This window comes from Saccharopolyspora aridisoli (assembly GCF_004348445.1).
GTDB classification, from domain to species: domain Bacteria; phylum Actinomycetota; class Actinomycetes; order Mycobacteriales; family Pseudonocardiaceae; genus Saccharopolyspora; species Saccharopolyspora aridisoli.
In genome coordinates this window covers 54,412-66,629 of the sequence record NZ_SMKV01000023.1, presented here as the reverse complement: position 1 = coordinate 66,629, position 12,218 = coordinate 54,412, and the positions used below count along the sequence as shown (strand labels likewise).

Below are 12,218 nucleotides of genomic sequence, written 5' to 3'. Positions count from 1 at the left end.
CCCGCGTGAGGGCTGTTCCGCGGCCACGGCGGCGGGTACGAGGCGCAAAGCGCACCTTCGACTCGTTGGAGCCCGGAGACGTGCTGGTGGTCGAGGCGCGCGGCGAGCGCGGCAGTGGCACCGTCGGTGACACCTCGCGTTGCGCGCGCACCACGGCGACGCCGGTGGCGAACCGCCCCAGGAAACCGAGCACCACCTGCTCCCGAGACCGCTCCGAAGCTGCGGCCATCGTCGATCGCCCCTAGGTCGTCACGGCCGGGAACGGGCTCCAGCACCGGCCGACGTTGGGATCGGTCCCGAGCAGTGGCAACGGCCGCACGACGCCGTGCCCCGGCTGCACAGACCCGTGGTGTGGACCGCCGACCAGCCCCGCCGTCGGGGCGGGCACCTGACCCTCAGCGCAGCAGACCTGCACCTCAGCGAACACCGACGATGTGAACGGGGGTGACGGATTGCTCCGGTGATCCGTTCCCCGATCGCGCGAGTTCTCCCGACTGCCGCCCCTACAGCCGCGATCGGGAACGACCGTTGCGATCGGTGCTGGTCGGAACGTAGGGTTTGCCGCTACTGAACGATCGGTGAGGACGGACAATGGCGTCGGTCAGCTTGGACGAGGAAATCGAATCGTTCGAGGCCTCCGCCTCGACGATCTTCGCCCCGTTGCGCATCCGGCCGTTGCGGCCGGGACCGTTCCGGAGCTCGTTGCGCGCCACCTCCGCGGGTGACGTGGCGGTCGCCCGCATCAAGTGCGCGCCCTGCCAGGTGCGGCGCACGCCCCGACTGATCGGCTCGCGCGACCGCGAGCTGGTGAAGGTCACCATGCTCACCGCGGGCCGGGGCGAGGTCGAGCAGGACGGTCGGCGCTGCGTGCTCACGCCCGGCGACCTGGTCAACTACGACACCGACCGGCCCTACCAGCTGAACTTCCCCGACCCCTACGACATCACCGTGGTCGCCGTCCCGAAGTCGCGGCTCGGCGGTCACGTCGACACGCTCGCCACGCGCAGCGCCGTCGCGGTGCCCACCTCGCGCGGTGTGCAGCGGGTGGTCGGCGGGTTCTTCCGCACCATGACCGAGGTGCTCGGCGAGGACAGCTCCGATTTCAGCGGGGACGCGGGCAGGCACCTCACCGACGCGCTGGTGTCGATGGTCATCTCCGAGCTCGCCGAACTGCGCCCGGAACCCGGCGAGGACTTCGCCGACCGGGTGCTGGCGCACTGCCTCGCCCGCCTCGGCGAACCGGGTCTCACGGTGGGATCCGTAGCGCGCGCGCACCACGTTTCCGTGCGCTACCTGCACAAGCTGTTCGCCGGGCGGTCGATGACGCTATCGGCGTGGATCCGCCGGCAGCGGTTGGAACGCATCCGCCGCGACCTCGCCGACCCGGGGCTGGCCGACCGCACCGCCGCCGCGATCGCCGCCCGCTGGGGCGTCCTGGACGCCACCCACCTCAGTCGTGCGCTCAAGGCCGAGTTCGGGCTGACCGCAGCGGAGATCCGGCGGACGACGCGGTAGCGCCCGCCGGGCACCCCCTCACGCCAGGTTGGTCCAGATGCTCTTGACCTCGGTGAAGGCCTCGATCGCGTCCCAGCCCATCTCCCGGCCGGAACCCGAGGACTTCATCCCGCCCCACGGGGCTCCCGCGTCCAGCAGCGGCGGCATGTTGATCCACACCGTGCCCGCCTTGACCTGGTGCGCGAGACGGTTCGCGGTGCCGATGTCGCGGCTCCAGACGTAGGCGGCCAGCCCGTACTCGGTGTCGTTGGCGCGCGGCGCGAGCTCCTCGGGATCGTCGTAGGGCAGCACGGTGAGCACCGGCCCGAAGATCTCCTCGCGGGCGATCCGCATGTCCTGGCTGACCCCGCCGAACACCGTCGGCTGGAAGAAGTAGCCGTCGGCCAGGTGCCCCTCGGCGCGGCTGCCACCGGTGAGCAGCTGGGCGCCCTCGGACTTGCCGATGTCCACGTAGCGCACGATCTGCTCCAGCTGCTCCAGCGACGCCACCGGTCCCAGCTGCGTCGACTCGTCGAGCCCCGGCCCCAGCTGCATGGAACCGGCCGCGCCGGCCATCTTCTCCGCGAACTCGTCGGCGCGGCTGCTGTCGACGTAGAACCGGGTCGCGGCCGCGCACACCTGACCCGAGTTGAGCAGGCCGGACATCAGGTTGCCCTCGATGACCGCGTCGATGTCGGCGTCGGCGGCGATGATGCTCGGCGCCTTGCCACCCAGCTCCAGCGACACCTTCTTCAGCGCGCGACCGGCCTCCGCGCCGATCTCGCGGCCGACAGCTGTGGATCCGGTGAAGGAGATCTTGGCGACCCCGGGGTGACGCACCAGCGCCTTGCCCGCCTCCGGGCCGCCGGTGACGACGTTGACCACGCCCGGCGGAAACCCGGCCTGATCCAGGACTTCCGCCAGCAGCAGTGCGGTCAGCGGGGTCTGCTCCGCGGGTTTGACGACCACTGCGTTGCCGGTGGCCAGGGCCGGGGCGAGCTTCCAGACCAGGATCATCAGCGGGAAGTTCCACGGGGTGATCAGCCCGCACACGCCCAGCGGCTCACGCCGGGTGCGGTGGTCGACGTCGGGAACCGACAGGGGAGTGGTGACACCGGTGATCTTGGTGGTCCAGCCCGCGTAGTACCGCAGGTGCTCCACGGCGTTGGGCACGGAGAACCCGGCGCTGATCGCCAGCGGCTGGCCCTGGTCGGTGGTCTCCAACCGGGCGAACTCGGCGGCCCGCTCTTCGAGCAGGTCAGCGGCCTTGAACAGCAGCCGAGCCCGCTGGGAGGGCAGCAACCCGGCCCACTCCGGCGACCCGAACGCCGCCCGCGCCGACTCCACCGCTGTGTCCACATCGGACGCGGTCGCCTCCGGCAGCTCGGCGATGATCTCACCGTTGGCCGGGTTGTGCGTCGGGAACGTGGTGCCTCCGCCACCGGTCCACTTCCCGTTGATGTACATGTCAGTGCGCAAGGGGAACTCCTCGGAGATCTCAGTCGAAGACGACGACGCCGCGCAGGTTCCGGCCCGCGTGCATGTCCTCGTAGGCCTCGGCGACCTGGTCGAGCGCATAGGTCTTGGTCACGAGTTCGTCGAGCTTGAGCCGGCCGTCCTGGTACATGCGCAGCAGGTTCGGGATGTCGCGGCGCGGGTTGGACTCGCCGAACAGCGATCCCTGCAGCCGCTTCTGCATCAGCGTCAGGTCGCCGAGCGCGATGGGCGCACCGACGGCGGTGATGTCGCCCAGCCCGGTCACCACGACCGTGCCCGCCTTCCGGATCGAGGCCAGCGCCTCGCCGATGTGGTCTCCCCGCACGACGCCGATCGTGATGATCGTGGCGTCGGCGCCCTGGCCGTTGGTGACCGACCGCGCGTGCTCCGCGGCCTCGTCGATGCCGGTGAAGAAGTGGGTGGCACCGAACTGCTTGGCCCAGTCCTCCTTGGCGGCGACCGGGTCCACGGCGATGATCGTCGTCGCTCCGGCGTGCGCCGCGCCCTGCAGCGCGTTGACCCCGATGCCGCCGATGCCCATCACGATCACGGTGTCGCCGGGCTGCACGTCCGCCGACCTCACCGCTGAACCCCAGCCGGTGGGCACGCCGCAGCCGACCAGCGCGGCGGAGCGGAGCGGGATGCTCTTGTCGATCTTCACCACGGAGTCGATCGACACCGTGGTGTGCTCGCTGAACGTCGAGATGCCGCACTGCTGACCGACCGGCTCGCCGTCGAGGTGCATCCGGAAGCTCGACGGATCGTCGGCTCGCGCACCGGTGAGCAGCGATGCGCCCAGGTCGCAGAGGTTCGACAGGCCGCGCGCGCAGAACTCGCACCTGCCGCAAGCAGGCAGGAAGGAGAACACGACGTGGTCGCCGACCTCGAAAGCGGGGGTGTTCGGCCCGACAGCGGTCACGACCCCGGCGCCCTCGTGCCCGCCCGCGTAGGGGTGGACGCCGACCGGCACGTCACCGGTGGCGACGTGGTCGTCGGAGTGGCACAACCCCGACGCGGCCAGCTTGACGGTCACCTCGCCCTGCCTCGGATCGTCGAGCTCGACCTCGACGGTCTCGTAGGTCCCGGGCACCTGGCGGATGATGGCTGTGCGGGTGGTGATCGGCATTGATACCTCCGTGACTCCGTCGTCGAGCCCAGTACAACCGCCTGAACAGCCCACCGGATCACCAATCCGCGCACACCCCCTCGCCAATCCGTGCACGGCCGGCGCCGCCTCCCAACGCGATCGCCGGGGCGAACACCGCATCGTCAGGGCGATTGCTGCGGTGCCCGCCCCGGCGACGGGGTGTGCTTCCGGGGTTGTCCGTGGTGCCACCGGCGGAGGTTCCCGCCGGTGGCACCACGGGGTCGGTCTGCGCTCAGCGCACCTCGAGTTCTGCGAGCCCGGTGTGGTCCGGGCCCTCGGGGCCGGTGAGCTCGACTCGGACGTAGCGGGCCAGGTGGCCCTCCGGCAGCTCCGCCGGGACCTCGGTGAACGTGCGGCCGTCGACCGAGGTCAGCAGGCGGTGCGAGGTCGGGGCGGTCTCGCTCCACCGCGGAGTGATCTGCGAGATCCGCTGCGCTGCGCCGAGGTCGACCGTCGCCGAGCCCTGCGGGCCGTTGAGGTGCCACGGCGTGGCCGTGTTGCCGTCGACGGCTGCTTCGGCGTAGCGGCCGGGTTCCTCGCTGGTGGCCTCCGCCGACTTGCAGCGCGCCAGGTTGTCGGTCGGCTCCAGATCCGGCCTGCGGGTCTTGAGCATCAGCGGCTGCGCCTCGCTGACCACGTGCTCGCCCTCCGGGGCCTGCACGGTGAACGGGTCACCGCTGCGCAGGACCACCGTCGTCTGGTGGCCGCCGATGCGGACGTCGAACGTGCGACCCTGCCACTTCAGCCCGGTCAGCTCGACGCCCTCGCCGAGCTGTGGCGGCAGCGTCGGGTCGAGGACGACCTCGTCGCCGCGCCACCGCATGCCCGTCAGCCCGTGGGTGAAGACCTGCGTGTAGCCGCCAGCACCGGTGAGGAAGTTGAACGTCGGAGCGCCCGCCCCCTCACCGGCCCGTTCGCCGCGCGCCTCGGAGAACTGGGCGAACGGGTCCTTCTCGAACGGCCGGATCGACCGGTCGAGGTATGTGTTGGTGGCGCAGCCGGGCTCGCCGATGGCTGCGGCGTCGATGGCGTGAGCGGAGTCGGTCATCGCCGGTCCGTCGGGGTCGGTGCGCGGTGCGTAGTGGTCGAGCGTGTTCTGCGCGACCTGCTTGGGCATCGGCCATTCCAGCGGGTACTGCAGCAGTACCGCGTCGGCCTGCTTGATCCGCTGACCCGCGTACCCGTCGTACTGCTGGAACACCTGCGCCTGCTGGTCGAAGGGCATCCGCACCGAGTCGGCGATGGCGTTCCACTCCGGGGGAGCGGGTTCGCCGAGGAGCCGCGCGGCCTCGGTGGCGTGCCGCAGCGCGGTGGCCGCGCCCGCGTTGGTGAACACCCCGTCGTTGACGCCGTTGCTGTACTCGTCCGGGCCCGCGACGTTGTTGATCGAGAAGGTGCCGTCGGCGTTGGGCGTCACGCGCCCGGCCCAGTACTCGGCCACGCCGCGCAACACCGGCCAGCCGTGCTCCCGCAGCCATGCCCGGTCCCCTGTGGCCAGGTAGTACTGCCAGGTGGACAGCGCGATGTCGCTCTGCAGGTGGTTCTGGGTCAGGCAGTGCGGCGGATCCCAGCTGTGGCAGTCCTTCTGCAGGTCACCGCTGTCGGCGCTGGTCCACGGGTAGAACGCGCCCTGCTGGCCGATGGACCGGGCGTTGGCACGCGCGGCGGGCAGCGTCTTCTCGCGGTAGGCCACGACGGACTTGGCGATGTCGGGGTGCTGCAGCAGCAGGCTCGGGTACATCCACAGCTCGGTGTCCCAGAAGTTCAGGCCCGCGTAGTTGTCGCTGCTCAGCCCCGCGGGAGCGACGCTGGTGTCCTGGCCTCCGCGGATGCTCGACAGGATGGCGTACTTGCTGGAGCGCAACGACTTCTGCAGGTCCGGGCGGTCCGGGACGCGGATGTCGGCCTCCCACAACCGCTTCCACGCAGCGGTGTGGGCGCCGAAGAGGTCGTCCCAACCGCGCTCGGCGGCTTCCTGCGAGGCCTTGACGGCGGCGGCCTCGTGATCCGGGGTGGTCAGCGCGGTGTCGACGCCGACGAACTTGCCGAACTCGTAGGTCTGGCCCCGCTGCGCGTCGAAGCTGACCTCCTGCTCGGCATCGAGGCCGCCGACGCGCTGGTGGGAGGTCGTGCGCACGTCGTCGGGTGCGACCAGAGTGGACGCGACGGTGCCGCGAGCGCCGACGCCGTCGGTCTCGAAACCGACGCGCACGGTCTGGCCCTCGGCCTTCCCCGCGGTCGGGTGCATCCGGCGGGCGCCCGCGCCCTCGATCGCGCCGGCCACCTCGACCTGCCCCGACCAGCGCGGAGCAACTCGCGCGCGGACGGCTCCGACGTGCGGGTTGGTCCGGTCGGCGACGACGTCGTAGGAGAGGTCTGTGACCTTGCCGTCCGGCGCGGTCCAGGTCAGCGACGTCGACACGACACCGCACTGGACGTTCAGCGACTGGCGGAAGTTCGAGATCTGCTCCGGCGGCGTCTGCGGGGTGAAGGTGTGCTCACCCGCGCGGACGGTCAGCGACGACCAGGTCGGAATGGCCGCGATGGCGTGCCGGGGAACGTCGCTCTGCGAACTGGGGCCTTCGCCGTAGAGGCCGGTGACGAAAGCGCCGTCGTAGCGAGGCGTTTCAAGCGGGAACCCGGTCTTCTCGCCGGTCGCGACGTAGCCGGCACCGGTGGGCGGCACGCGTTGTGAGAGGTAGCCGTTGCCCACGAAGGCGTGCGCGGTGTAGGCGGGGTCGAACTCGTCGGTCGACATCTCCCACGTGTCGTCGCTCGCGCAGCGCGGAGGCGGCTCGGCCGGGGCGGCGCCTGCGATGGGCACGACCGCGCCCGCGGTGACCAGCAGCGCGGCGCCCAGCACGCTGCTTGAACGATGCAGTTTCACCCGAGTCAACTCCTGTGTTCGATTTCGGATGGTGATCGGGAATACTGCTTCGAAGGCATTCGCTCGTCAAGTCCAGGTGGTGTCGATCATGTTCGCGATCTTGGGAATGGCGAGTGCGCGAAGTGCGTGTCGCGTATATGTGGACGCATGGGCTCCTATTCGCGACGGCGACTGATCACTTTAACGGCAGCGGCCGGTGCCGCCGCTTTCGGAGCCGCGTCCTGCGGCATGCGGCCGATGACGAACGAGGCCGCCGGCGCCGCGCGGTTGAGCTCCCCCACCGGAGTTCTCGGGGCGAACTTCAACGGAGACCCGAGCATCATGACCTGGTCAGGGCTGGAGCGCGCCGAGGCGACCTGGGTGCGCGGGTTCGCGGCGATGCCCGATTTCGACGAGGAGGCCCCGGCTGACAACCGTGCGATCAGAACGCTGCTGGAGGCGGTTGACCGCGAGTACGGTGCCGTGCTTTCGCTGAAGTTCCCCTATTTTCCGCATTCGCACGACAGAATTCCTCGCCCGGGCAGCGAGGAGATGGCAAAGGAGTTGACCAGGGTCGACGAAGTGCTGCCCGAGGTGGTGGACGAGGTCGACGTTCTCGTCATCGGCAACGAGCCGTTCATCGAATGCCCGGAGGCTGATCGGACCAACGGCGCGATCAACGATTTCTACGAGACCGTGGCCGCGCACGTCATCGACTACCGTGCGAGGAACTTCCCCAACGGGTGCAAGACGGTCCTCTACATGGGTTCGCTGAACCACCTCGACGAACCCGACGAGTGGATCAACAGCGGTACGGACCGCTGGATGGAGTACGTCCGCGACACGCCTGAGATCGAAGGCACCGACATCCACCCGCACGTCGACAAGCCTGACGGAGCCCAGGCGTACCTCGACTACATCGTGCCGGAGCTCGGCGACAAGAAGTTCCTCGTCACCGAGTTCTCCCTGGTGCACCTGTGGAAGGACCACCTCTCCGACAAGATCCCGGCCGCCTACGCCGAGAAGTACGGGGTTCCGGCCGACACCGAGGTCTGGCAGGTCATCCGCAACGCGCTGAAGAAGCCCTTCCCGAAGCAGCGCTGGTACGACCTGCTGCGCGAAAGCCCGTGGTTCGAGAGCAACAAGCACTACCTCAGCGAGCAGATGGCGAAGTTCCGCGCCACCGGGAAGCTCGCCGTGGCCACTTGCGGAATCGGCCAGGACGCGGCGATGTCCGGGGACGACTTCGATGCCCAGAGCACCCCGTGGCTGCTCAACAGCATTTACGCGTCCGCGACCGTGCGACCCGAACCGAACGGCGCGGCCGCCCCCAACTACGCCTGGCTGGAGGACTTCAAACGCGCCCAGAACGGGTAGGCGTTGGTTCCCACTGGTTTCGCGTGGCGGCGGCACGGCGGTGCGGTTCGAGGCCCTCGCTCGGAACGGCGGTTTCCGCGCCTTCTTCGCGAAGTTCCCACGGTCGTGGGGTCAGCGCTGATCAGGAGGGTGCCCATACCTCGGTGATCGTGGTGGGTGTGAGGACGTCCTCCGGGGCGCCCGCCGCGTGGACGCGGCCTCGGTGCAGCAGGACGCAGTGGTCGGCCTGGCGCGCTTCGGCGAGGTCGTGCGTCACCTGGACGACCGTGCGGCCCGACCGCGTTTCGGACCGGACGGCGTCGGTGATGAGACCGCGGGCCTTCGGGTCGGCGCCCGCGTCGGGTTCGTCGAGCAGCAGCAGTTCCGCGTGCTGCGCGAGCCCTTGCGCGACGAGGACGCGCTGCCGCTGACCGCCGGAGAGCGCGCTCATGCGCAACTTGGCCAGGTGCGTGACCTCCAGCCGGTCCATCGCGTCACCGATGGCCGCGCGGTCCGCCGCGTTGAGCCTGCGCCACGGTCCGCGCTCGGCCCACCGGCCCATCGCCACGGCGTCCAAGACCGTGCAGGGCAGTGCTTCCGGGATCGCGCTGTGCTGCGGAACGAACGCTGGTCGCCCCTGGTAGTCGTTGCGCTGCGCACCGTTGCTGGGCAACGTGCCCGCGAGCGCGGCCATCAGGGTGGACTTGCCGGCGCCGTTGGGGCCCACCACGGCGGTCAACCGGGCTGCCGGGATCTCCGCCGAGTCGATGTCGAGAACCTGTTTTCCCTGGTGTCCAGCCTTCATCCGGCTGAGTGCGATGGCGGTTCGCGGCACGCTGCTCACGATTTCCTCTCCGGGGAGTGGGCGAAGTCACGCCACAGTGTTGGGAACGACAATCATTTCCACTATAGGTTGAGCGTCATGGATTGGCTATTCGTCCCGTTCGGGGTCTCCTTCGTGGAGCGCGCGCTGTGGGCCGGTGTGCTCGTGTCGGTCATCTGCGCCCTCGCCGGGACCTGGGTCGTGCTGCGGGGCATGGCCTTCCTGACGGACGCGATGTCCCACGGCATGTTGCCGGGCGTGGCGATCGCGTCCGCGCTGGGCGGAGACTTGCTGCTGGGGGCGGGGTTGAGCGCCGGCGCGATGGCCGCCGGTGTGTCGGCGCTGGACCGATCGCGGTGGCTGTCGCGCGACACCGGCATCGGGCTGCTGTTCGTGGGGATGCTGGCGACCGGTGTGATCGTCGTGTCGCATTCCAAGTCCTTCGCCGTGGACCTGACCGGGTTCCTGTTCGGCGACGTGCTCGCCGTGACAGATGGCGACCTGGTGCGGCTCGTCGTCGCCCTGGTCGTCGCGGCCGTCGTGTCGGTCGCCGCCTACCGCCCGTTCCTGGCGCTGACCTTCGACCCGCGCAAGGCGCACACGCTGGGGATGCGCCCGCGCCTGGCTGGCCTGCTGATGACCGGGCTGGTGACGATGGCGATGGTGATGTGCTTCCAGGTCGTCGGCACGCTGCTGGTCTTCGGCCTGCTGATCGCCCCGCCCGCTGCCGCAACCCTGTGGGCCGACCGGGTTCCGCTGGTGATGGCCGGTGCCGCCGCTTTCGGCGCCGCCTCGACGGTGCTCGGGCTGCTCGCCTCGTGGCACTGGGGGACCGCCGCCGGGGCCAGCATCGCCGCCACCTCGGTGGCGCTGTTCTTCCTGTCCGCCCTGCTGTCCGCGCTGCGCGACCGGGGACGGGCGCTGACCACCCGAACAGAGCACGATTCGAAGTTGGAGGAGCCGGTCGCGTGAAACGTCGCCGCTTACAGGGGTTCTCGATCGCACTGGCCGCGCTGGCGCTCAGCGCATGCTCGCAGCCACCACCACCACCGCCACCACCGGTGCCGCACGGCTACGTCGAAGGCGCCGAGGAAACCGCCGAGGTGCAGTCCCGGCTGATCGTCGCCGAGGGCGGGGGAGCGCTGCGCGTGCTGGACCTGCTCACCGAGGAGACCCGGGACCTCGAACCCGTTCCGGGAGTCCGGGACGTCGTCACCGACGGCCGCTTCGGCTACGTGTCGGACGCGGATTCAGTGCACGTCGTCGACAGCGGCGCGTGGACGGTCGATCACGGCGACCACATCCACCACTACCGCGCGGAGATCCGCGAGCTGGGTGAGGTCCCGCTCGCCACGCCCGTGCAGGCGCAGAGCGACAAGGTGATCGTCGCGCTGTCCGGCGCCGACGGGGCGACGGTGCTGCTGAACCGAGAGCCGCTGGAGAAGGGCCGGATCGAGCGGGTGGCCGACCTGCGCGTCGAGCCCGGGACCGTCGCCGTGCCCTTCGAGCAGCACGTCCTCGCCATGTCCGGCGACGCGGTGCGCGTCCTGGACCGCGCCGGCGCCGAAACCGGCCGCATCCCGGAGCCGTGCCCCGAACCCGCCGGAACGGCGGTGACGCGTCGCGGCGTGGTGTTCGGGTGCGCCGGCGGAGCGCTGCTCGTCACCACCGCCGACGGGCAGTTCCTCGGCGAGAAGGTCTCCTACCCGCCGGGTGCGGCTCCTCGCGCGAGCGCGTTCCACCAGCGTCCCGGCAGCGACACCCTGGCCGCGCTGGCGGGTGAGGACGGCGCGTGGCTGCTGGACCTGTCGTCGCGGTACTGGAAGCACGTGCCCACGGGCCCGGTGGCGGCGGTCAACGCCGTCGGTGCGGGCGGTTCGCTGCTGGCCGTCGGCACCGACGGGACGATGCGCGCCTACCGGGAGGACGGCACCGAGATCGCCCGCAACCAAGTCATCCCGCCCGGCAGTCCGCCGCCGAGCATCCAGGTCGACACGTCGCGGGCGTACGTCAACGACGTCGTCGCGGGAACCGTGCACGAGATCGACTACAACGACGGCTTGCGCATCGCCCGCAGCTTCCGGCTGGGCGGGCAAGCCGCGCACGTGGTGGAGACCGGCCGATGAAGCGCACCGCACCCCGCGCGGTCCTCGCGCTGATCACCGCGCTGCTGATCCTCACCGCCTGCTCCGCTGGAGCGCAGCAGCGGCCCAACGTGGTCGTGACGACCAACATCCTCGGCGACATCACGCGGCAGATCGTCGGTGACCAGGTGCCGGTGTCGGTGCTGATGACGCCCGGAGCCGACCCGCACTCGTTCGGGATCTCCGCGCAGCAGGCCGCCGAACTCGAACAGGCCGACCTCGTGGTGCACAACGGACTCGGACTGGAGGGCGGCGTGCAGCGCAACGTCCAGGCCGCGGTCGGGGAAGGCGTTCCGGCCTTCGCGGTCGCCGAGCACGTCGACCCGTTGGAGATCGCCGGACCGGATACCCAACCGGACCCGCACTTCTGGACCGACCCGTCGCGAGTCGCCCGCGCCGTCGACCTGATCGCCGACCAGGTCGTGGCGCACGTCGACGGCATCGACGCGGCGGCGGTCAGAACCCGCGCCGCGCAGTACCAGCAGCAGGTGCTGGCGGTCGAAGCCGAGACGGCGCAGCGGTTCGAGCGCATCCCGCCCGAGCAGCGCAAGCTCGTCACCAACCACCACGTGTTCGGTTACCTCGCCCAGCGCTACGGGTTCGAGGTGATCGGGGCCGTGATCCCCGGCGGCACGACGCTGGCCTCGCCCAGCGCCTCCGACCTGTCGTCGCTGGCCGACGCCGTCCGCCGCGCGAACGTGCGCACGATCTTCGCCGATTCCTCGCAGCCGGACCGGCTGGCGCGGGTGCTGGCCGAGCAGGCCGGCATCGACGTCCGCGTGACGCCGCTGTTCACCGAATCGCTGAGCGAGCCGGGTGGGGGCGCCGCCACCTACCTGGAGATGACCCGCGCGAACACCGAGGCGATCGCCTCCGGGCTCGGCGCTTGAC

Annotated in this window: 9 protein-coding genes; 5 read left to right on the top strand and 4 right to left on the bottom strand. The window is 70.4% G+C overall.

The genetic code is table 11. The features are described from left to right. The first annotated feature begins 591 nt into the window (after positions 1-591). Positions 592-1,515, top strand: coding sequence for an AraC-like ligand-binding domain-containing protein (locus E1161_RS18345; RefSeq protein WP_132624879.1), 924 nt, complete (start codon positions 592-594; stop codon positions 1,513-1,515). Positions 1,516-1,533: 18 nt separating this feature from the next. Here the strand turns inward: E1161_RS18345 and E1161_RS18340 are convergent, their stop codons facing one another. The 3 genes from E1161_RS18340 to E1161_RS18330 form a co-directional block, all read right to left on the bottom strand. After that, positions 1,534-2,973 carry an aldehyde dehydrogenase family protein gene (locus tag E1161_RS18340; protein ID WP_132624877.1) on the bottom strand — a complete coding sequence of 480 codons (1,440 nt, stop codon included), beginning with the start codon at positions 2,971-2,973 and terminating at the stop codon, positions 1,534-1,536. 19 nt (positions 2,974-2,992) lie between these two features. Beyond that, positions 2,993-4,117, bottom strand: coding sequence for an NDMA-dependent alcohol dehydrogenase (locus E1161_RS18335; protein WP_132624875.1), 1,125 nt, complete (start codon positions 4,115-4,117; stop codon positions 2,993-2,995). A gap of 253 nt (positions 4,118-4,370) precedes the next feature. Then, positions 4,371-7,025, bottom strand: coding sequence for a glycosyl hydrolase family 65 protein (locus E1161_RS18330; RefSeq protein ID WP_132624873.1), 2,655 nt, complete (start codon positions 7,023-7,025; stop codon positions 4,371-4,373). A gap of 237 nt (positions 7,026-7,262) precedes the next feature. On the opposite strand from E1161_RS18330, the gene E1161_RS18325 reads away from it, so the two are divergent. After that, positions 7,263-8,381, top strand: coding sequence for a hypothetical protein (locus tag E1161_RS18325; RefSeq protein WP_235875135.1), 1,119 nt, complete (start codon positions 7,263-7,265; stop codon positions 8,379-8,381). Between the two features lie 121 nt (positions 8,382-8,502). Here E1161_RS18325 and aztA read toward each other — a convergent pair whose 3' ends face one another. Next, positions 8,503-9,204: a zinc ABC transporter ATP-binding protein AztA gene (aztA, locus tag E1161_RS18320; protein ID WP_235875134.1), complete on the bottom strand. Its 702-nt coding sequence runs from the start codon at positions 9,202-9,204 to the stop codon at positions 8,503-8,505. Between the two features lie 78 nt (positions 9,205-9,282). On the opposite strand from aztA, the gene aztB reads away from it, so the two are divergent. The 3 genes from aztB to aztC are packed head-to-tail and all read left to right on the top strand — an operon-like array spanning position 9,283 to position 12,217. After that, on the top strand, positions 9,283-10,155 hold the full coding sequence (gene aztB / locus E1161_RS18315; protein ID WP_132624869.1) for a zinc ABC transporter permease AztB: 873 nt from the start codon (positions 9,283-9,285) through the stop codon (positions 10,153-10,155). Next, entirely contained in the window at positions 10,152-11,309 is a 1,158-nt protein-coding gene (locus E1161_RS18310) for a hypothetical protein (protein WP_132624867.1), read from the top strand. Before aztB ends, E1161_RS18310 begins: the two co-directional genes overlap by 4 nt. After that, a complete protein-coding gene (gene aztC / locus E1161_RS18305) occupies positions 11,306-12,217 on the top strand; it encodes a zinc ABC transporter substrate-binding protein AztC (protein ID WP_132624865.1) in 912 nt (303 codons plus the stop codon). Before E1161_RS18310 ends, aztC begins: the two co-directional genes overlap by 4 nt. Position 12,218 lies beyond the last annotated feature (1 nt).